This is a genomic window from Laspinema palackyanum D2c, from assembly GCF_025370875.1.
GTDB lineage: Bacteria > Cyanobacteriota > Cyanobacteriia > Cyanobacteriales > Laspinemataceae > Laspinema > Laspinema palackyanum.
This window is the reverse complement of record NZ_JAMXFD010000006.1, coordinates 287,252-307,403: the sequence shown is the minus strand read 5'-3', so window position 1 is coordinate 307,403 and position 20,152 is coordinate 287,252. Positions and strand designations below refer to the sequence as shown.

Sequence of the window (20,152 nt, the reverse complement as noted above, 5' to 3'; positions counted from 1 at the left end):
ATCACAACAATCAATCCCTATCAGGGCAAAAATAATCGGCACTCTGACGAAAGAGTGCCGATTATTTTTTGTCTTACCCGACGAGTTACCGTCGCATCGGGTAACTCGTCGGGTAAGACAACTCACTGAACCGGAAGCAGTAGTTGATTGAGGCGGACCTGAAAGTCGGGAGGTTCGGTTTTGGCGGTGAGCAAGAAACGGACAGTGCTGCCCTTCACTTTCCCGGCATAAGTCCTTCGGCCTCCTGATAGGCGATCGCGCTCCGCCATCTTGACCACTCGCTGAGTCAAAATCCCCACGCTACAGGGGAAAACCTTGTAAGCCTGTCGATCATCCCTATCTTTTTTATTCTCGTTGTCCCCCTGGGTGTAGAAAATCCCTTGGGTTGGGAGTGTCGTTAGTCCAAGAAAACCTTTTAAATTTTTCTTCGCCTCAGACTCGTTGGGGCCGGATGCGTAAACTGCTGATAGCTTTTTAATATCCTCACCTTTACCAATTTTCGCGTTGGCTGAAATTCTCCCCCACATCAGACCCGTATCGCCTCCGCAGACTTCCCTCAATCGCCGGTAGTTTAGGGCTGATCTAGCAACGAAAGGAACCCGGACGGTTTTGTAGTGGACCGGCTTTTCCGTTTTCAACCGGAATATCAGGGTAAGCTTTGATTCTTGCGGGAACTGCCTCAAGTATTCGCCGATCGGGTAACCGACCCACGCCCCCAAATCATATTGTTCTAGTTGCTGCGATCGCTGCATGGCGATCGCAACCTGATTTACAATTTCCCTGGCCGTCCCCCAAAGGATCAAGGAGTCACCATCCAAAACCAGCTCGCAGACATATCGCCCGCCGGGATATTCGTGCCGGATGAAGATGCGAGGGCGATCGGCAAACTCCCGACCCCACGGCTTGTTTTTATCATTGAATTTCACATCCCGAAAGTTGGTAACGTCGGGAAATCCCTTCTCAAAGGATTCTATGAATTTCTTCAAATCCACCAACCCCAATTCATTGTTCAGCAATTCTCTAAACGCGAGAAATAGTGAGGAATTGGCAACGAGGAACGCCTCGGACCCCGCCAGGTGATAGAAGTCCTCCTTGTCCCGGTCGGGCTGGAGTTGGAGCACCTGATAAGCACCTGGGGGATTGGAGGCATTCACCAGATCGAAGATTCTATCTCCCCATTTAGTTATCGCGCCTCCTTCGCTCATCGCTTCCGCCTCCGCCCGTTCTTGCTAATATCCTTAATTCTAGGCTTTTCCTTCGCCTGTTTGGGTTTAGTTTCCGAGTGAAGTCCGGATTCTACATTTTCGTCTGGGTGGAAATTGTCTTCCAAGCGTTCTGAGAAATCTTTCATGTCCCAGTTAGAAGGAAGGCCTAAAACTCTGCGGATTTGCTCCATGTTCAAAGCCCCCTGAACTAATGCGTTTAATCTCGCAGTTCCTAGTGCTTTCTTTAAATCTTCCTTCGAGCTTATTTGCTGGGTGAGTGCTGCGCTGGCTGAACTTGAGTGTTTGAGAAGTTCCAGTAGCCACTCCGTGAGAAGCTTATCCTGATCTATCTTAGTGACAATAATTTCATGGGTACTTGGCCTTAAAAGTTTTTTCAGATAAACATTGACTTCTTCTTCGGTTGGCTTAGTGTATTCCTTCCCCTGATTCGGCAATGTCGCCAAGGGATTAAATGCCATTGGCAAAAAATCCTCTTGTTGGCGAACTTTGTAATCTAAGAATTCCTCAATATTATTAGTCGTCTGGTTGGTGATCGCTGTGATTTTGTGGGTCAGTCCCACCTCAGTGAGGATTGCTCCCAGAATCCTTAAGGTCGGATCTTCATCCGAATCTGGGGAATTCTTGGGGGCGGATCGCGCCACCAAATGAGCTAGGGCTTCTAGTGCTTGCTTGAATCCGTCACTTACAGAGTGAATCTGCATTGAGAAGGGTTGATTCCCCTCGGTACCCGGGTCGATATCTTCGATTTCGACTGTCGTCGGCCAGAATCCGCCCATACGATCTACTTGCTTCGTGATAGCGGAAAGCGCATCTGAATATCCTGCAATGGGGATGTATTTACTCGCGTCGAAATCGTATCCCACTATTTTTCCTAAAATCTTCAATGCTTTATTTTTAAAGAAGCCTACCACGCCATTAGAATCAGCCGGAGAAACTAATCTGCGAGGAAATTTCCCTAAAATTTTCTCTGGGTTGCCCTTCTCATCAAATTTTAAAAATTTATCGGGCTGTAGAACGGCTTCAATCCTTTTTAATCTTCTCAAAGCAGCCTTAGAAGCATCGCAGCAATCATTATTCATTTGTGAGTGCGGTCCTGTTTTTCTTTTGGTCCATTTACAATTGTTGCGATTTGGGGACCATAATGCCCAATACCGCCACGTAGCTTGCACCCCGGCATCCCATGCCGGAGTATCATCCCCAAAAAGGTAATCTAAAGATTCAAGTGCACCGCTTCCATAAACTCTAGCTCGCGGCACGGGGTTCAATGCTCGAATCCATTCAATCACTTGGCTAGGCGAGTAGCCCGCTTCTGCTACCTCCTCGTCTACTGTTATCGCTGCCGCAAAACTTCGCGGACCTTCCATGCCGCTAAGTGTGTGGTAGTAAAAATCAATTCCGCCCTTTCTACCCAATTTGAAAGAAGTATTTGCTGGAATCAATTGACCAGTAGCAGACCGGCGATAGCTTCCGTCATCGTTTTTTAAGTAGTGTTGCCAGCGTTCAAAGTAGACACGGATGGGTTGGCTGTTTCCCCAAGTAAACCGAGGGACAGTAAATTCACCAAATGGAGGCTCATATTTGGGGGGAGAATCCCGTATATAAGCTCTCCACCTTGCCCCATTCGCATTGCCATCGTTATGCCAAACGACTAAATTAATTGTCTTGCAATTAAATCTTACGTTTTCAGAGTTTCCAGGTTCCTCATCTGGCGGAAACGGATATTCTGGTAATGGCGGCGGCGGTTCTTCGGGTTGTGGTGGCTTCTCATCGCATTTCCCGGTTGAGTATGCGATTTGGAATGTTGGCATCTCAAAGCCCAGAACATTCATTTTAAATGTGATGATAATTTCACACTCGGAAACGGAGATATTATCTACGCTAACTCCGGTATCCCTCGGGTCGTTAAGCAAATCCCCTTCACAAAAAGGTGAACCTGGCCAATTTTTGCAATCCATCGGATCTACTGGCCCGCCTGGAGTTGCGCGCAATTCGCCCCAATCGCCTAAATCGAGGACTGTATCTAACGACACGTTTTCCCCTTCGTGAATGCCAAGCTCAGGCACATCCGGAATCCAAGGGGGTTTCATACCACCTTTACCTGGACTTCTTGGCGATTTTCCCCCGGGTGGTTTTTTGCCGCCCAGACCAGGTGTACGCCCTCTTCTGCCCATAAATTACGACGCCTCCATTCCTGTAAGCAAAATAGTCTGATTGACATCCTCCCCTTCTTCCGGGGGGTCAGCAATTGCAGAGATAGAGTGTCCTATTCGATATCTATTCGCTTCGTAATTAAGTGTATCCCCTGGATTCAGGAAAGTTCCCGCCCCAGCAACCGCAGATTGTCCAAAAGATATCCAAACTCGACGGCTCCCAGCGTTTCTCATCCAGATTAATTTTCTGGTTAAGTTGACCGCTCTAACTGGTGTTGAAGTTGTCCCAATATCAGCAGCGAAATTGTTAATAATTTCGCTTTGTTCGGTGACCTTTGGAATTAAGTCGATATTTTGACGCCATGCACCTTTGACAATGACGTAATCGTTTTCTCCTAATGGTCCGTAAAAGTTTCCATTAGTTAGCATTGCGATGAATTTCAAACCAATTTTTGATTTATCCCCCAAAACGTCAACCTCGCCTAAAGCCAGGTAGGGGGAAATAGCGGGGAGATAATATTCTGCCCCTCTATTTTGGAGAATTATAAGTGCCTGCCTTCTCCAGGGGTTTCCATTATGGGACTGGTAGAGTTCCAGTCCTATCTTGGGAAATCGGCGCTCAACATCTCGAATTTTTGCCGCTTTTTCTGAATTTGTGTCGTCGGGTGCAATCGTTGGAATTTCGGCCAAAGCTAGACTCTCAATAAAAACTGTGAATTTTAGCTGCTCTAAATAAAAGGATTGAAAAACGTCATACCGAGAACTGAGTCCGCTGTATTGTTCGTATAATGGCGCGGTATTAAATATCTCTGTGATGTTTTCTTGCGAACTCGCAGAGGTGAATTCGTAATCGAAGGCTCCCGTTTGCTCCGGCATCTAAAACCCCAGAATTGTAAATACTTTGGTGGCAGCGTCAAAATTAATAATGGCGCATTCAAAATAATTTGTTTGGGGATTCTTGGCATAAATGGCCCCTATTTTGCGGGAGAGATTCGGTTTCAATGTAAACAGACTACCAGTGTGGGGAAAGTTTCCTACCCAGCCGTTTTGTTTGATTCTACCTACGAAGTCAGTAGGCAAGCCGTCGATTTCTGGGTTCAAGAGGTCTGAAGCCACCTCAAAAATCGCCCTCATACCGTTGCCGATTACATTCGGCAGCCACACTTGAATGTTGTTGCCCTCGGGGATAATTACGCCAGACGCAACCTCTACTGAAAACGTATAGCTTTGGCCTAACTGAAAACTGGCAAAATCGAATAGTTTGTATCCGGTCACACCGTCAGAGGATTGGAACAAGGTGTTAACCGATTCCAGTCCCTCGGGAGATATCATGGTCGGGTCATACTGATATCCAGGGAAGTTGGACCCGGTCGGAAGAAGTAACTCTATTTCTAATGGTGCGAGCGGCATATCGTCAATGTCCTCTGGGTTAATGGGGTCTCGGCTGCGGATTGAAACTTTAACAGTTCCGATGCCTGATAAAAAAATTTGATTGGCCTCCCCTCCCGCATTATCTTCGGAAAAAGCCATCCCCGGAGCCAGGGGATATTTTAGAGGGTTTCCTGGGGAATCGGCAAAGTGGAGCCAAACTATCGAAGATCCAGAATTAAAAATCAATATTGTGCGAGGGGATGGCCTAATCGTGGCCGGTACGATTAATCGCTCCATTCCTTCAATTGACTCTATCTCCCCCGAATAAGAATGCTTATAAAATTTCGTGAGGTCCGTGGCGTTGGCGTTGCCTGATCCGCCAGAAGGAATAATGGGCATGATTATTTGAGGATATTTGATATTGATTTCGGATACCACTTGCCGCCACGGTGCGATCGCACCCCGGACTCGTTAGCCCAATCCGCGATCGCCTGGAGACTTTTCCCCCTCCGTCGCATTGACCGCATTTTTTTTATTATCGCCTGTTCGGCCTCAACTGGCACGCGCTTCCCATCAACAAGTCGCCAACCGAACCCGTGCCCGCCTAGCTGCTGACCCTGGGATTTTTTGTGCTGGAGTGCGATCGCAGTCCGTTCCCCAATTGTTTCCCGTTCCCACTGGCTGACAACACCGAGCAACCGGAGCATCAGTTTTCCCCCAGCGGTCCGGGTGTCAATTTGTTCGTTAAGGGAAATGAGCTTATATCTCTCCTCAAAATATTCTGAGAGGAGAACTTCCAGGTCAGCCACACTGCGAGTTAGGCGATCAAGTTTGAGCACGACCAACCCCTCAGCGGATCCATCACGGAGGCAACTGAGAGCGTATTGGAGCCCGGGGCGATCAAGCGATTTTGCTGACAACCCCGGATCCTCGCATTCGGCGACCAACCGCAAATCGAATAATTGGCAATATTGCTGAATCTTCATCCGCTGCACTTCGAGAGAGAGTCCCTCACGGGCTTGTTCCTCAGTCGAAACGCGGGAATAACCTGCAACGTTCATGGGGTTAGGGTTTTGCGGTTGCCTGGTGTATAACCAACGGGCGTTGTTTACAAATTGAGTTTAGCACAGGTCAGTTTTTAGGGATTTTTGCCTACATATTTAGAACGGCGTTTGCCACCCTCGCTCCAGTATTCGTACCAGTAGGGACCGTGGGGGCATGATTTGCAAGTTGCCTTACCGCATCGGACGAGTTCCTGCCGCCGATATCCTTTTGATGTCTTGACGGGTTCCCCGACAACCTGCCGACCGCTTTTCACTGGCGGGGGAGTCCACTCTTCATCCTTAATTGTCTCCTGTAGCCAAATCAACAGGCTTCGCTTTTCGGAAATAGACAGTGGGAGGATTTGCTCCCGAATTGTCTTACCCGTCAAGTCTTCATGGCGATTAATCATCTCAGTCGGGTAAGACGGTGAATCAACATTGGATGGGATGTCATTCGTCTTACCCGACGGTTGACTATCCTCGATGACTGTTTCTGTCGGGTAAGACAAAAAGTCAAACATCTCTTCCTCTGGAGAATCAGGCCATGATTCAACCGGGCCATATTTCTCTTCCATTGGGAAAAGTGCTGGAGCGGGGGTGCGATCGCCTTCAGCATCCTCCTGAACTTCTCCCTCCAGAGTCGGCGGGCGATTCTGTCGCCGTGCCTCCTGCCATTTAAGTTTATTTACCTCTCGGAGTTGGTCTCCAAAGCGGTCTGAGAGGATGTCATAAATTTCCTTTGTGCTAATGCCGTACTTTTGGGCAAGCATGAGCAGACTGACATCCGGTTGCTTATATTCCAGAGCGATCACCTCATCCCGAGATAATTCCGTCTTACCCGACAGATTCTCATCCTCGATGACTGTTTCTGTCGGGTAAGATTCCTCCCACAGCAGTGCTTTCCCTGAACTGATGGCACTTCGGGTCCCCTTCTGCCTTCGGGGAATCCCCTTATCCCACTCAATGAGCAAGGTGTCAGACCAGGGATATTTGCCCTGTTTGATTTCGACGATGATGCCCTCTGGGGAATTGGGTAGCTTGGCTTGAATGCGATCGCCAATCTGGAACCGTCTAGTTTCGGGTTCTGGCTGATTGGATTCATTCTCCCAGCCCCAATCCCCTACACTGTTTTTTTCGGGGCGAGAGAAGGCTGATAAGTCGAAGAGAGTTGATTGTTCAATCTGTTTTGTCATAGAGCCTCTATGCTGCATAAATTCTTTGGGAAAGTGATGATTCCTCGTAATAGTCCCCAAATTTGGAAGTGAACCAGTTGAGGAAAGCCACGGAGGATGAAGCGTAATCGGCCTCTAAGGCTCTATAAAGGTATGCCGGTAAGTCCTCTATCTCTGAACCTCTCGCAAGCCTCCATGCAACGTAATTTAGGTGCTGCTCGAAGTAGTCCCGACCCATGAGGGTGTCGAACTGGCGGATCTGGTATCCTGCGATCGCACTCATCCCCGGTTTGGCAGCGAAGTCAATCAGGATCCGTTCCAACTCCCGCTTATCTTGATTAATATCTTTGCTGTTGTTGTTATTACCCTCTGCCGGAATAACTTGATTTGAGGCTACTTTTTCTGCATCGGGTCCCAAATTTTGGGAGTCGATGCCGAGGCGAAAAACTGAGCAAATTAGGCAATCGGCATATTTCCATCCGCACTGTTTCCGGATGATGAGCACGCCCCGATCGCACAGTTGGGCGAATGCCCGTTTTAGGGTGCGGGGGTCATAGGCGTTTCGCCCTGCCTTCACCTCGTCCGCCTCAAATTCTTTAAGGTCTAGCCAAATGTCGCCGATGCCCTTGGCCTTCCACAGACACCACCACCACAGTTTCCGGGCTGTGGGGGATAGGCCAAGCTCGATCGCTGCCTGTTCGTGGGGTTTGCCCCAGTATTCTTTGCCGCTCATAAATCCTCTGAAATGCTGCGATTTGGGCGGTTGCCCGCCCGATGGTCGTTAGATGTATTCGTCGGGGTCTTCGTCAGGGTCGTAGCCGTCGTCCTCGTCCTCTCGCAGTGGGAAGGCTAGGCTTTCGTAATTGTCCTCTCGCGGTGGGAAAGCTAGGCTTAGGCTGTCGGTGGGTGGCTCTGGTGATTTAGGTTGCCAGGGGAATTCCTCTGTGATGGTGATGCCGTGCTTCTCCAGTAGGGCGATCGCTTCGTCCCATTGGTTTCGGAGTCGGGCAAGTGCTTCAATGCCTTGGTCTAGCTTGCGTTCTATCGTTCTGGATTCACTTCTGAGGTCGGTCACGTTCTGGGGTTCGGGTAACTGGATGTGAACCCATGTCTTTAATTTATGGGCGGTTTCATCGGCTACGATCGCAGGGTCTTCGCCTTCCTCGTACTCGATTTCAACTTCGGCATAGACCTTGGCGGTTTCATAGTTGCCAAGGGATTGGGTGTATCCGTATCCAACTTTGGCGATTTTTAGTGTCATTGGAGTTCTGGGTAGTCGGGGTATGTGAATGTCACGTCGGTGTAAACTTGCCCGAATTTTTTGGCCGGTTGGCTGGTCATGGGCCTTCCCCGCCTCCGGTCTGATTCGTCGCGCTCGTAAACTGTCGGTGTGGTTTCGAGGTAAATAAACTCGGTTTCTTCGAGCTTTCCTAAAAAATGGGTGAAGGCTTTACAGTCTGGGATTTCTCCGCTCACTCGCAGATTTACAGAGAACAGGTTGGGCTTTTCTGGGGTGGGTTTGGGCTTGGGCATTATTCCTCCGAGTCGGATTCTGGGCCGAAATACCAGTCGAGTTGGTCCCGGTCAAGCGCCTCGTTTAAGGCTTTGGCGAGTTCTGAGCTGATTGAGTCGAGAACTTCGGTGTAAAACCCTTCCTTGTCGCCTGTCATGCCAGCGGCCAGTTCCATTCCATTTGTTGATTCGCAGACATTGGTTACCGCGAGAAGAACTTTCCCGACGGTTCGGGCGTAGGGATTTGTTTTATCGTCTTTAAGCCGATTGGCGACGGCGATCGCATCTTGAATGGTGTAAGTCATGGTTAAAGCCTCTGAATTTGGGTGGCGATCGCATCTCTACGACCGTCTCCAGGTTTGGTTTCTCGGTTGCGATCGCCCTCAGCATCACCGGCGGCGATCGCAAGTAATAGAAGGATTGCCGCGCAACCCTCTGTAATCCTCTGTTTAGCCATCAATCCTGATGCTGGGCGCATCCAGCTCCAAAGCGCCCTCCAAAATCTGGACTGTGGTGCGATCGCCTGTCGGAATGCCCTGACTCTGGCGGATGTGGCGGATGTAGCCGTCGATAATCTTGAAATCGTCCTCGGTGAGGGCGTTTTGGACGGAGACTACGCCGGTGTGAGCGGCAATAACCCCGCGCTGCCAATCGATTTGTGCCTGCAATTTGCGGTTTTGCGCTTCAAGTAGGGCGATCTTTTGCCGGTTCTCCTGCAAAACTGCGTCCGCTTCGTCAATCTGGCGGATGTGTCCGCGCACGAAATTTAGGTCTGTCATGCTTTTCCTTTGGTTAATGGAATAATTCGTGGGAAGGGGGAGAAAACGGTGCCGTTGCTGCGGCACCGCGTCGGGCAAAGTAAATCAAGTGGATGGAGCTTTCCTATGCGTCAGCTTTTTACTTTTTCTGCGATATAATCACCTCCCCTTATTTGGGGGTCAGGCCCCCAAAATTGCTGTCGTCCGCAACTAGGCGTTACGCCTACTTATGATAACATGGTAGAGAAGCAAGTCAACGATGAACCGGAGAAAAATAATTTGAGATTCCTTCGAGAGCTTCTAGGGATGACCCAGCAAGAGCTGGCTGAATTTTTAGGGGTGGCCGTATCGACCATAAGCCGATGTGAACGTGGCTTGTCTGAGCTAGAACTCCCGTTCGCCAAGTGGCAGAAACTTGCGGCTCTAGTTCGGCAGCGGCTAAAAGTGGATCTTATTGATGCGCCCCCTTTCGAGTTATCAGGGAGCCGAGTGACCTCCCTGCGAGATGTTTTTCGCTAACCCCTTGACATAGGCGTTGCGCCTAGTTAATATGATAACTAAGCACAACGCCTAGTTATTACGGCTAGTAAATTAATGGAAGAACAGCAAGCGGTCCTAAAATTACAAAGAGCCTTTAAGGAAAGCGGCATCCAAACGCGCAAGCTGCCCCGGTCAGCAGCTTTGCGGGTCTCCTTTATGGACTCATTTTTCCGAGTGACTCATGCCGGAGAGGGCAAAGGCTGGTTGGTCAACGGTTACAACGAAGATGGGGACCCGGTGAAGCTGTCCGAGTTGCGATCGCTGTGCGAGGAACTCTCCCCGGTGGCGATCGCACCGGCGACGGATGAAGCTGCTGAGGTGGCGATCGCATCACCGGAACCCGCACTGGGAGAGGAGTTAGCCGGTATTACTCCCGAGTCGCCGGTGGCGGATGAAGCTGCTGAGGAGGCGATCGGCAACTCGGAACCCGCACAGGGAGAGGAGTTAGCCGGTATTACTCCTAAGTCACCGGCGACGGATGAGATTGACATAGACTCATCTGGTCTCTTTTTGGAATCGGTAAAATCGGTTTGCGTTGAGAGTGGCTGGACCCTATCCCAAACGGGAGAAGACACTTTCGATATTCTTGTGCCGGAGGATGAAGATGGTGCGATCGCACCGCCAACGGACCAAATCACCGGAAAAGCCCTCACCCTCCAGCAACCCTGGGCCTGGGCCATCACCCATCTGGGGAAAAACATTGAAAATCGCGTCTGGCCCACAGACTACCGGGGCGAGCTTTACATCCATGCGGGAAAGGGATGGGATGCGAACGGAGCCGCATGGATTGAGCAAAACATTGGAGCCAAAGTCCCGCCACAAAGCGAACTGGCGGCGGGTGAATTGGTGGCAAAAGTCAATCTCGTGAACTGCCAACACTGGACAAAAACCGCAGAACAGCGAGAACACGCTGCGGCAGGCTCCCGGAACCTTTGGTGGCAAAGTTTCGGATATCACTGGTTTTTAGAAAATATTGAAGTGCTGGAAACCCCGATTCCCCTCCGGGGCAAGCTCGGGATATTCACCTTTTCCGTAGTTGATCCAAAGGTGATGGACCCGTGCAACGTGGACAGTAACGCCTGGTGCGTGGCGAATGCACCGATTGCCGATGATGAAATTATCGTTGATTTTGGAGTCCCGGGGACAAAAATCGGAGGATTTACCCTGCTGCCCACTCGTGAGGATGAGTCCGCAGTCCGGCGACGGTATTTAATTGGACAAATTCATAATTTGGCCCGACGCACCGGGGTTAGCGTTTCTAAGGAAGAATCTGAAATCCTAGTTGACCCGGAAGAATGCCCGATGGCTGATTTGGAGAAACTGCTCAATCAATTGCTGACCCTTCCCCCAGTTGAAGCCGGGATTGATTGGTGGCAAGGGCATCAGTCTTGGTGGCGATCGCGCCAAGACGATGACCCCGACGACGACGGCGAACCCATCAACTATCGCCCCAGCGCGGAGATGGCCTCATGAAGAAGAAACAACCAGAATGGGAAAGTCTCCGGCACGTCCCCAACAAAGAATTAATTTTTGGCAGCGCAATGATAATGATTGCGCTCTTGTATGCAATCAAGGAAATCCGAACCATTTCATTGTTGCTGCCCCTTTCCACAATGAGTACACGCCAGCTGCGGCGACATTTCATGAGGAAAGCCAAAAAGAAACTGGGGAACATGACTGAAGACGAATTCGCTGCATTCATCACAGAACACTTCAACTCAGATGATTTTAAAAACTAGGAAGATTTATGTCTGAATTCGCAACCATTCTCATTGTCATGACCTGTGGCGTCTCTTCCATGTGGACAGTTTCAACTCAAAGCGAATTGAAGCGAGAACTCCAGCAAAAGAATCAACAAATTCAAGTGTTAGAAGCTCGGACCGACGGACTAATCACTGGATGCTTAGGAGGGAAATAATCATGAAAGACATGATGATAAACCTTCTGTGCGGCATCCAAAAATACCGATACAGAGTCCGTTTTAACGATTCGCTAGACTCTCATGTTAACGAGACGGAAATAGGAAGCTCTAGCCCTGTCACGGAGAGGGAAGCCGAGGAAATCCTGAAAGAGCAACTCAACGCCAATAATCTTTTCCCAAAATGGGTTCAAGTCATCGAATTTAGCCAAATTCAAGGAGAATTATGATTGAAAAGTTTGGAGACGAATACCTAGACCTTTCTAAGGCCAGACAAATAACAGTAGAAGACCGTGGCTATGATACCATTTTCGCTCAAATCGCTTGGGATGGTGGAGACTTTGACCGATTTAAAGGAGAAACAGCTAAAGCCATACAGTCTTGGCTAAACCCAAAAGACTTCGACCCAGACCCTGTAGCCCAAATCAACCAAAATTCGTTGATTGAACTACTGGAAATCTCTACACAAACTTTTCGCCGGTGGCACGCTGCGTTGGGTTTTCGAGTTAAGAGGTACTACTCAGACTCTGAGAAAGCAGCATTTCTGGATCTAAAGAACCGACTAGAAGATACAGAAGGTTTTGACGAAGCGGTTAACGCAGTCATTGCCTACCACTTTTCAGGTTAACCCCCACGTCATGTCACGTCATGTCACGTCATGTCACGTCATGACGTGACTCATAAACCAAATCTAGGTGCAAAATGAGCAAGGAAGAACTACAGCAACAACTAAGACTCAAAACCAGGCAATGGCAAAGGTGGTGCGGCGCTCTGGGGTTCTCAGCAAGCTTAGAATCTTATTCTGAAGAGCAAATCAACCAGTTGCAAAAACTTCGGCAGCTTCTCAATGAAAAAGTAAATTTTGACGATGCGATCGCCGCCATCACCGGACAACCTCCCCCAGAAGAAAATGCCTTTGCTTCCGCCCTAATGAAACGAGCGAAAAGTCAATTAGATGTCTTGCGCCCGGAAGAAATCGGGGAAGCATTGATTGAAGTTTTTGACCAACGAGTTGCCATCGGCTTTATCAAAGGAGCTAAACGAAAAAAGCCGACCGCATTCGAGCAAATGATTGGCAGTTTCTCTCCATTAGCAATTGAAGGAGATGACTGCTTAGAAGCATTAATCTTGGAGGCAGCAGATGATGAAGTTGCTTGAATTCCTCCCCTTCGTTGTAGCCCCTTTATTTATGGCATCTTGGCTAGAGGCATCTTTTCCCATCTGGAAAAACTGGCCGCCGATTTTATGGATTTTAGGAGTATTACTTCTGCTGATTCTCCTCGGCAAGGTTACAGCAGGAAAATTAAATCCGGCGACTTTAATCGCACTAGGAATTGGGTTTGTCCTCGCCGCATGGAGGTACTGTGCTCAGTAGATATTTACCTGCCATCAATGGACTGGCGGACCGAACGGCCAAAGACCTACATCGCTCTTTTGAATCGGCACTACTCCAAAAGTTTGCCGAAAAAATGAAGGGAGCGGACCCGGATGCCGGTGCGATCGCAGGTTCCCTCGCCCGATGGCGACGGAGGGCAAATCATACCGCCATCGGTTGCGCCGGTGCAGGAGTTCTATCACTTTTCTTCGGCGCTGCATCCCAGCCGGGGACCCCTAGCCGGGTTGGGTTTTCCTCCTTGGCGGTTGGTGCGATCGCCGGTGCTCATATCCAGAGGCGATCGGCAGAAGAAATTGAACCCGTCCTCGGAATCGTCGCCAGAATTCAGGCGCATAACTCCATATCCCCACTCATGCAAATCATGAATCAGCCAACAACCTTACAAGCACATCTAGTACCAGAGGCAACCGTCTCGGGTGCGATCGCACTACCAGAAGCGCAACCCCGATTTTTCAACTGGGACGAACTGAAGGACCCCGACATCTACCCCCACTGTTTAATCATCGGGCCAACCGGCTCGGGAAAAACTTTCAGCACCGAACGGATTTTAAAATTTCTGGGTAGTCCAGCCCGGGTGATCACCACCAAGCGCAAATCAGATCAGTGGGTTGGCTTGGAAGTCATTGGGCATCCCCGAAACTTCCCCGCAATTTCAGAAGCCCTGGAGGATTCTCTGGAGGAAATGCAGTCACGGTTAGAGGCGATCGACAAACCTTGGGAACAGCAGTGGAATGTGATTGACGAGTTGCCCGCGATCGTCGCCAACTTACCCGAAACCCAAGACTATCTGACTACTTTTATCCGCGAAGCGAGAGAGACCCGACTGAGATTCATGTTCCTAGTTCAAGGCGCTCAGGTCAAGACCATCGGATTAGAAGGTCAATCTGACCTCCGGGATAACCTCCTAGAGATTCGACTTGGCAGATTTGCGGTTGACGAGGCTGGTGCGATCGCCCGCAAGACGAAATCCCCCGAAGCCCAAGCCAACCTCGACTGGCTTAAATCCCAAAAATATCCCCTCTTAGTCGGAGACCTTCCAGCACTTTTACCGGAGGCAGGCAATGGATGAATATTACGCCAAGTATTTAGAACGCCAGCATGGGCCAGAGGTAGCGGCAAGATATAGAGAAATCACCACCCCAAAACAAGATCACAAGCCCTTCCCCAAATGTGCCAAATGTGGATAGATTTTCACTCACACGAGAAAAACCGACTATTGCAGCAAGCAGTGTGAGATGAAGTCTTGGGACAAAAAAACCAAAAAACCTAAGAAATAAAAATGCGATCGCTCTGCGCGGGCGATCGCATTCCAGGATTTAGCGGCATGGAAATTTGATTGTATCATGAAACGGCAAAGAAAAGGAACAGTAGGCATTGAGAACACAAACGGATGGTTGCGCCTCCGCTTGCCAAGAAGCGTCTCCCCGAATGGAAAGCAGAGATACATATACTTAAATCTCCCGGACAATAATGAATCCCGAGATATCGCACGAGAAAAAGCGCTTGAGATAGAACTAGATATTCGCCGGGGAACATTGAAGCAAATTGAATATTATTTGCCGCAGGTTTTTCCCCTCCCCCCAGTTCACCAGGGATAGACCTGGGGGATTTGTTTGTGAGATATACTGAGTTCAAATCGAAAACCCTAAAAAATTCCTCTTTTAAAGATTTGAAAAGAACCTTCAAACACTTGGCTGATTTTCCGACAACCGAAATATCCCCAAGCGCGGCCAAAGAGATCCGCGCTCACTTGCTCACGACTCTCTCACAAGAAACAGCTAGGCGAGTATTGCAGCAAGTGAGCGCTTGCTGCCGTTGGGCATCCGAGATGGGATTGATTGAAATAAATCCGTTTGAGGGGCTGCCGACCATTAAGCGGAAAAAGCAGGGGAGTGAAATATATCCATTCACCCGGGATGAGCGCGATCGCATTCTAGCCCGATTCAATTCCGAGCCGATTCACCAACCGTTTGCCCCCTACGTCGGGTTTCTGTTCTTGACCGGATGCCGACCGTCCGAGGCGATCGGTCTCCAGTGGCGTCACGTTAATTGCGAGTTTGTCACTTTTGCCGAGCCCGTCGTCGAAGGGTTCCGGGAATCTTCCACCAAAAATGCATCCATTCGCAGGTTCCCAATTAACAAATCACTGGCAGAGTTGCTAGACTCCATCAAGCCTGCCAATTCCAGCCCAAATTCTCCGGTGTTTGTCAGCACCGGCGGGGGAATGATTCGCCAAGAAAATTTCAATCGGCGCCACTGGCGTCCGGTGCTGGACTCGCTAGAAATTCCCTACCGGAGACCCTACAATACTCGCCATAGCTTTGCCACTCTCTGCCTGGATGCCGGAGTTCCGGTCCAGCAAGTCGCGTCATGGCTGGGGCATTCCCCCACCATGACTCTGAAACATTATGCTGGCTTGACCCGTTCCGAAGTGCCGGAACTCTAAAGTCTTACCCGACAGAGTTAATATCTTATCTAAGATTCTGGCGGGTAAGACAGGGACTAGCGGCGACGGGACCGCTTCTCTTTTTCAGTGATCGCATTGAACATATCCTCAAAGACCGCCTCGGTTGAGGGTGCGATCGCCGGTTGCTTCCGAGATTTTAAAGCCCGCTTCTCAGCCTTAGCCAACTCCTTCGCTGCCCGTGCTTCCTCATTGGCTTTTTTCCGTGCTGCCTTTCGCTCTGCCTTCATAGCCTTGCGATCGGCCCGCCAAGAATTGAAAAGGTATCCAAAATGATAGACATACGACAATGACAGCATCCAACTGGCGGCCCATGAAACCAGGTTCTGTTTCACATCAAAAGAATTCAGGGGCAGACGGTAAAGGCTGTTAAGAATAATCCCTGCCGGAATTGCTGCCAAAAGAAACACAAACAACGAAATAAACCCTTCACCCCAGCTAGAACGGGAGGGCTTATTGGTTTTAACATCACCAAACAGCCGAAGGGTAAAATGGTGGGAGTAAGTAACACCGGGCAGCAGAAAAATCCACGCCAAAAAATATGCTGCTACTATGCTGGCGATGAAATCATCTCGTTCTGAATAATCAAAATCTTTAATGTCTGGATATAAGAACCACAGTACAGCAGAGAAACAAGCTAAGACTAATCCAGAGCGAACAATTGAGATAGGATAGGGAATCCAGTTGGGCCAGAAATTTTTCATAATGCCGCCTCTAAAGCCTGATTTAATTATCAGCCTTTTTTGGCGTATCGTCACTTTATCGTCAGTTTATCGTCAAGCGGAGGATACTCTGGGTGAAGCAACTGCCCAGCCAGGGTTTCCGGCGTCGGGCTGTATCGTCAAACGGTGAAAACGCCGCCAATTGTTACCAAACGAGTAAAAAGACCCCAAAAAGTAAAAAGCGCTGAATCCTTTACAATGTAAGGATTTCAGCGCTTTGAGTTATGCCAGGAACGAGACTTGAACTCGTGACACGAGGATTTTCAGTCCTCTGCTCTACCAACTGAGCTATCCCGGCTTGTTTTTTCATGCTTAACTAACATAGCAAACATCTTTGGAATTGGCAAGGGTTTTTTGAAATTTTTTTTGAGGCGCAAGAAATGTAGCAACATTTGCTGTTACGCCTCAAAGGGATTAGATAGGGCGAAGACGAGTGACTTTGAGGTTAAACTCTCCTACGCCCCCTTCGCCAAAGGCTCGCACTCGCACGATATAATTCCCGGCCTCGGTGATTCGGGAAAATAAGAGGGAGTTGGTGGTACCATCAGGGCCATCATCATTCTCGGCGATCGTCATCCCATTCGGTCCGATCATCGTAACAATGCTGTCAAAACTATCGGAGAGGAGGTCGATCACCACTTGATCCCCCGGTTGTAAGGTGACAATATAATCCCGGGCAAATCCACCTTGTCCGGTGGGAATATCTCGTTCAGATAAGGTATCTGTGATTTCATTGTTGGATGGCAACCGGATGGGGTTGTACATATTTTGAGCACCAACGCTGGCGGCACTCATGGCGATCGCCAAGGCGGTGGCAGGCAGGATCGAGACTAGCCGGAAGTTGACCATAAAAGATTTAACCATGAAGAAACGATAACTCAAGCGACTCCATAAAATTTCTGGCAAACTGAGCAGAAATCGGGGAAAGGAAAATTTGATTTTTGGGGTCTACCATCGGTGAACACCATGATATAAGTGGCAATCTAGCATAGAATCCGGTGAGGATTGCTGCTGAGTGGGAGGGAATTCGGAGTGCCCTGGTGTATCTACAGCGTTCCGGGTAGCGATTTCTAACGATCCATGAAAATCAGGAGGATTTTGGCGGGTGAAGAACTATCAAAAACATCACGGTTGGTTGACGATCGCCGGTTTATGGTTGCTAGGGGCATTCTGCGATCGCCTCTGGTTTGCCCTTGATCGCTCAATACCCTCTTGGGATCAGGCCGATTATTTAACTGGGGCCTTAAACTATTGGCACGCATTCCAAACCCCCCAGTGGTTTTCCGGGGATTGGTGGCGCAGTTTATGGTTACTCTCCTCTAAAATGCCACCGGCCACTTACATCATGACCGCATTTTTTCACAATTTATTTGGGCTCGGACCCGATCTCGCCACCCTGGTTTACCTCTTCTTTAGCGCAATTTTACTCCCTTCAGTCTATGGTTTAGGTCGCTTGCTGTTTAACCCCCAAATAGGCGTCTGGGCGGCAGCTTTATGTCTGATGTTTCCCGGTTTATATCATGCACGGCTGGATTTTCTCCTGGATTTTCCCCTCACTACCCTAGTAACTCTTTCTTTCTATTCTCTAACCCTGTGGAAGGTCACCGAACCGTTAGACTTAACATCTTTCCCTTCAGAAAATCCCCCTCGACATGACATTTCCTTTTTTCTGAAGTCTCCCGCTTGTCAAGCTTGGGTTTGGGCCGTCGTCTTGGGATTATGCGTCGGATTATCTCTGCTGATCAAACAAACCGCTTTATTCTTTCTAATCACCCCAATTGTCTGGGTGATTGTGAGTACGATTAAAGACCGGCATTGGGTCAGATTCCTTCAGTTAATGGTGGCGGCCTTCGTGACGGGGTTAGTGATGTATCCTTGGTATCGCACGAATTGGTTACTGGTGTTCACAGGGAGTCAACGTGCTGCAATTCAGGCGGCAGTGGTTGAAGGGGACCCGGCCATTTATACTCTTCCCGCTTGGACATTTTATGGGGAACAACTCCCGGATCATGTATCCTGGCCGTTTCTGGTGGTTCCCCTGGCAGGATTTGTCTTTTATTGGTGGCGTTCACGAGGCGATCGCCACTTAACTGAGTTGACAGCAAATTTGGAAAATCCAGTCTGGAAAAGCCATTTTAATTCTCCATTCAAATGGTTAGCGATTTTTTGGGCAGGGTCTTATATATTATTCTCTTTAATTCTGAATAAAGATTTTCGCTATGTCTTACCCTATCTACCTGTTGTCTCCTTGGTGTTAGCTTATGGATTGATGCTGTTTCCCCGCCAGTGGGGAAAATGGGTGCGTTGGGCGACTTGTAGTGCGGCGCTGGTGTTGATTTTGGCCGATGTGTGGCCGGTTTATGAGTGGCATCCGGATATGGCGTCTCATCATGTCTATCGGGGACCGGATTGGCCGCATCGAGGGGTAATCTCAGAAATTATTGAAACCACTCCTTATTTGCGATCAACTTTGGGGGTGTTACCTTCGACGCCGATGATTAATCAGCATAATTTCAATTACTATGGGAATTTGCAACAGTTTCAAGTCTATGGCAGACAGGTGGGAACCCGGCGATCGCACGTTGCACAAGATGCGCGATCGCTGGATTGGTTTTTGACCAAGACGGGAAATCAGGGTTCGGTCCCGACGGAGGCACAAGGAGCGATCGTGGAATTGGTCGAAACCGGGGGTGAATTTGATTTACAGGCGAGTTGGCCGTTACCGGATGACAGTACCCTCAATTTGTATCATCATCGCTTGCCAATGGTCACGGTTGAGGCAATGGAGGCATCTGCGACTCCAGCAATTCTCACTCTCGATCGCGTGACGGTTCCGGCGGAATCTCCTCCTGGTGTGCCGGTTCCGGTGACTTATGAATGGACGGGAAATTGGGACTCGTTGCGGGATGGAGTAGTTGTCTTAACTTGGCAGTTACAGAGTCCGGCAGCATCTCCCTCGTTCCGTGAGTCTTGGTTGCATGATCATGGGATTGGCAAAGGTGAGCTACAAGCGGTGACGGCACCGTTACAGGCGAAGGTGATAGAACGGATGGCGATGTTACCGCCTGCGGATGTGACACCGGGAACTTATACCTTGGTGGCAACTTATTTGAATCGAAAAACTGGGGAAACTCGGGAGATTGATGTGCCTGGGGTGGCGATCGCCATCAATCCCGCAGCAACGGCGACTGCGGCACCGGAACTGGATTGGATCACCCAGTTGCGATCGCTGTCTGCGACATTACCCCAAGGACCGGAAGCGTTGGAGTTTATTTTTGATGACATGGCACGGGTGAATCAATATGACCCAATTCAAGATTATCTCATTCAAGCCGAAAAATCCCTGCAATATCGGTTACAACAAGACCCAGACAATGTAGAATTTGCCTACAATTTAGCCTTTAGTCAGGTTTTGCAGCAGGATGTGAAGGGAGCAATTTCGGCGTTTGAACGGGTGGTGCAACTGGATTCAGAAAATCCTTATGCTTATGCGTATTTAGGGTTTGTCAATCTGTATGATTGGCATCCACGACAAGGGGAACCCGCTATTAAACAGGCGCTTGAATTAGGACCCGATGGGGTAGAAGTTCAATTACTGTATGGGATTTCAGCCTTGATGCAGGGAAATATTTTCGCCACTTGGTCTCGATTGCGCGGGTTTATTCCGCCTCTGGTACAATTTGGAGTTTTAGTAATGATCTGGATGGGGGTGTTTTTGGTGGGTGTAATTTCTGTGATGATTGGAATTAAATATCAGAAGGTTTTTAACAAAAGTTTTGAATGATATATATAGCGTTTCCCAGAATTATGACGGGAGGTACATTTTGGTCGGGGGAGTATCTTGCTTGCTAGATTATAGCAAGTAAGATGCTCCCACTAA

The 20,152-nt window shown here is 49.1% G+C and carries 27 protein-coding genes and 1 tRNA gene; 13 read left to right on the top strand and 15 right to left on the bottom strand.

The window, feature by feature from the left end; genetic code table 11:
• Window positions 1–122: 122 nt before the first annotated feature.
• From NG795_RS10795 to NG795_RS10750, 10 genes are all read right to left on the bottom strand, one after another.
• Window positions 123–1,205: a hypothetical protein gene (locus NG795_RS10795; protein WP_367288670.1), complete on the bottom strand. Its 1,083-nt coding sequence runs from the start codon at window positions 1,203–1,205 to the stop codon at window positions 123–125.
• Complete coding sequence (locus NG795_RS10790; protein WP_367288669.1) at window positions 1,202–3,397, bottom strand: hypothetical protein; 2,196 nt, start codon at window positions 3,395–3,397, stop codon at window positions 1,202–1,204. Before NG795_RS10790 ends, NG795_RS10795 begins: the two co-directional genes overlap by 4 nt.
• A 3-nt stretch (window positions 3,398–3,400) precedes the next feature.
• A complete protein-coding gene (locus NG795_RS10785; RefSeq protein WP_367288668.1) occupies window positions 3,401–4,252 on the bottom strand; it encodes a hypothetical protein in 852 nt (283 codons plus the stop codon).
• A complete protein-coding gene (locus NG795_RS10780) occupies window positions 4,253–5,185 on the bottom strand; it encodes a ribosome-recycling factor (RefSeq protein WP_367288667.1) in 933 nt (310 codons plus the stop codon). It lies immediately after the preceding gene.
• Entirely contained in the window at window positions 5,149–5,808 is a 660-nt protein-coding gene (locus tag NG795_RS10775; RefSeq protein WP_367288666.1) for a recombinase family protein, read from the bottom strand. The genes NG795_RS10780 and NG795_RS10775 overlap by 37 nt, the downstream gene beginning before the upstream one ends.
• A 77-nt stretch (window positions 5,809–5,885) precedes the next feature.
• The gene (locus NG795_RS10770) at window positions 5,886–6,983 is read right to left on the bottom strand and encodes a DUF6788 family protein (protein WP_367288665.1); all 1,098 of its coding nucleotides are present in this window, start codon (window positions 6,981–6,983) and stop codon (window positions 5,886–5,888) included.
• A gap of 7 nt (window positions 6,984–6,990) precedes the next feature.
• The gene (locus NG795_RS10765; protein WP_367288664.1) at window positions 6,991–7,695 is read right to left on the bottom strand and encodes a hypothetical protein; all 705 of its coding nucleotides are present in this window, start codon (window positions 7,693–7,695) and stop codon (window positions 6,991–6,993) included.
• A gap of 48 nt (window positions 7,696–7,743) precedes the next feature.
• Window positions 7,744–8,223 carry a hypothetical protein gene (locus NG795_RS10760; protein ID WP_367288663.1) on the bottom strand — a complete coding sequence of 160 codons (480 nt, stop codon included), beginning with the start codon at window positions 8,221–8,223 and terminating at the stop codon, window positions 7,744–7,746.
• A complete protein-coding gene (locus NG795_RS10755; protein WP_367288662.1) occupies window positions 8,220–8,495 on the bottom strand; it encodes a hypothetical protein in 276 nt (91 codons plus the stop codon). The genes NG795_RS10760 and NG795_RS10755 overlap by 4 nt, the downstream gene beginning before the upstream one ends.
• Window positions 8,495–8,779 carry a hypothetical protein gene (locus tag NG795_RS10750; RefSeq protein ID WP_367288661.1) on the bottom strand — a complete coding sequence of 95 codons (285 nt, stop codon included), beginning with the start codon at window positions 8,777–8,779 and terminating at the stop codon, window positions 8,495–8,497. The genes NG795_RS10755 and NG795_RS10750 overlap by 1 nt, the downstream gene beginning before the upstream one ends.
• On the opposite strand from NG795_RS10750, the gene NG795_RS10745 reads away from it, so the two are divergent.
• Window positions 8,778–8,915 carry a hypothetical protein gene (locus NG795_RS10745; RefSeq protein WP_367288660.1) on the top strand — a complete coding sequence of 46 codons (138 nt, stop codon included), beginning with the start codon at window positions 8,778–8,780 and terminating at the stop codon, window positions 8,913–8,915. The genes NG795_RS10750 and NG795_RS10745 overlap by 2 nt on opposite strands.
• Before the next feature lie 8 nt (window positions 8,916–8,923).
• On the opposite strand, the gene NG795_RS10740 is transcribed toward NG795_RS10745, so the two are convergent.
• Complete coding sequence (locus NG795_RS10740; RefSeq protein WP_367288659.1) at window positions 8,924–9,253, bottom strand: hypothetical protein; 330 nt, start codon at window positions 9,251–9,253, stop codon at window positions 8,924–8,926.
• A gap of 216 nt (window positions 9,254–9,469) precedes the next feature.
• On the opposite strand from NG795_RS10740, the gene NG795_RS10735 reads away from it, so the two are divergent.
• The 10 genes from NG795_RS10735 (at window position 9,470) to NG795_RS10690 (ending at window position 14,273) form a co-directional block, all read left to right on the top strand.
• Window positions 9,470–9,751 carry a helix-turn-helix transcriptional regulator gene (locus tag NG795_RS10735; RefSeq protein ID WP_367288658.1) on the top strand — a complete coding sequence of 94 codons (282 nt, stop codon included), beginning with the start codon at window positions 9,470–9,472 and terminating at the stop codon, window positions 9,749–9,751.
• Between the two features lie 75 nt (window positions 9,752–9,826).
• The gene (locus NG795_RS10730) at window positions 9,827–11,245 is read left to right on the top strand and encodes an ASCH domain-containing protein (RefSeq protein WP_367288657.1); all 1,419 of its coding nucleotides are present in this window, start codon (window positions 9,827–9,829) and stop codon (window positions 11,243–11,245) included.
• Window positions 11,242–11,511, top strand: coding sequence for a hypothetical protein (locus NG795_RS10725; protein ID WP_367288656.1), 270 nt, complete (start codon window positions 11,242–11,244; stop codon window positions 11,509–11,511). The genes NG795_RS10730 and NG795_RS10725 overlap by 4 nt, the downstream gene beginning before the upstream one ends.
• Window positions 11,512–11,519: 8 nt before the next feature.
• Complete coding sequence (locus NG795_RS10720; protein ID WP_367288655.1) at window positions 11,520–11,690, top strand: hypothetical protein; 171 nt, start codon at window positions 11,520–11,522, stop codon at window positions 11,688–11,690.
• A gap of 2 nt (window positions 11,691–11,692) precedes the next feature.
• A complete protein-coding gene (locus NG795_RS10715; protein ID WP_367288654.1) occupies window positions 11,693–11,920 on the top strand; it encodes a hypothetical protein in 228 nt (75 codons plus the stop codon).
• Window positions 11,917–12,318, top strand: a complete 402-nt coding sequence (locus NG795_RS10710) for a hypothetical protein (protein WP_367288653.1) — start codon at window positions 11,917–11,919, stop codon at window positions 12,316–12,318. Before NG795_RS10715 ends, NG795_RS10710 begins: the two co-directional genes overlap by 4 nt.
• Before the next feature lie 74 nt (window positions 12,319–12,392).
• Entirely contained in the window at window positions 12,393–12,848 is a 456-nt protein-coding gene (locus NG795_RS10705; RefSeq protein ID WP_367288652.1) for a hypothetical protein, read from the top strand.
• On the top strand, window positions 12,832–13,065 hold the full coding sequence (locus tag NG795_RS10700; protein WP_367288651.1) for a hypothetical protein: 234 nt from the start codon (window positions 12,832–12,834) through the stop codon (window positions 13,063–13,065). Before NG795_RS10705 ends, NG795_RS10700 begins: the two co-directional genes overlap by 17 nt.
• On the top strand, window positions 13,055–14,155 hold the full coding sequence (locus NG795_RS10695; RefSeq protein ID WP_367288650.1) for a type IV secretory system conjugative DNA transfer family protein: 1,101 nt from the start codon (window positions 13,055–13,057) through the stop codon (window positions 14,153–14,155). Before NG795_RS10700 ends, NG795_RS10695 begins: the two co-directional genes overlap by 11 nt.
• Window positions 14,148–14,273, top strand: a complete 126-nt coding sequence (locus NG795_RS10690; RefSeq protein ID WP_367288649.1) for a hypothetical protein — start codon at window positions 14,148–14,150, stop codon at window positions 14,271–14,273. Before NG795_RS10695 ends, NG795_RS10690 begins: the two co-directional genes overlap by 8 nt.
• Before the next feature lie 26 nt (window positions 14,274–14,299).
• On the opposite strand, the gene NG795_RS10685 is transcribed toward NG795_RS10690, so the two are convergent.
• Window positions 14,300–14,431 (bottom strand): hypothetical protein, encoded by a 132-nt coding sequence (locus NG795_RS10685; RefSeq protein ID WP_367288648.1) that lies wholly within the window; start codon window positions 14,429–14,431, stop codon window positions 14,300–14,302.
• A gap of 270 nt (window positions 14,432–14,701) precedes the next feature.
• On the opposite strand from NG795_RS10685, the gene NG795_RS10680 reads away from it, so the two are divergent.
• Window positions 14,702–15,532, top strand: coding sequence for a tyrosine-type recombinase/integrase (locus NG795_RS10680; protein WP_495855878.1), 831 nt, complete (start codon window positions 14,702–14,704; stop codon window positions 15,530–15,532).
• Window positions 15,533–15,588: 56 nt separating this feature from the next.
• On the opposite strand, the gene NG795_RS10675 is transcribed toward NG795_RS10680, so the two are convergent.
• The 3 genes from NG795_RS10675 to NG795_RS10665 form a co-directional block, all read right to left on the bottom strand.
• Window positions 15,589–16,308, bottom strand: a complete 720-nt coding sequence (locus NG795_RS10675) for a cell envelope integrity protein TolA (RefSeq protein WP_367288646.1) — start codon at window positions 16,306–16,308, stop codon at window positions 15,589–15,591.
• A gap of 189 nt (window positions 16,309–16,497) precedes the next feature.
• Window positions 16,498–16,570 (bottom strand) — tRNA-Phe (locus NG795_RS10670).
• A gap of 116 nt (window positions 16,571–16,686) precedes the next feature.
• Entirely contained in the window at window positions 16,687–17,136 is a 450-nt protein-coding gene (locus tag NG795_RS10665; RefSeq protein ID WP_367288645.1) for a PPC domain-containing protein, read from the bottom strand.
• A gap of 241 nt (window positions 17,137–17,377) precedes the next feature.
• Between NG795_RS10665 and NG795_RS10660 the strand changes: the two genes are divergently transcribed.
• The gene (locus NG795_RS10660) at window positions 17,378–20,056 is read left to right on the top strand and encodes a phospholipid carrier-dependent glycosyltransferase (protein ID WP_367288644.1); all 2,679 of its coding nucleotides are present in this window, start codon (window positions 17,378–17,380) and stop codon (window positions 20,054–20,056) included.
• Window positions 20,057–20,152: the final 96 nt, after the last annotated feature.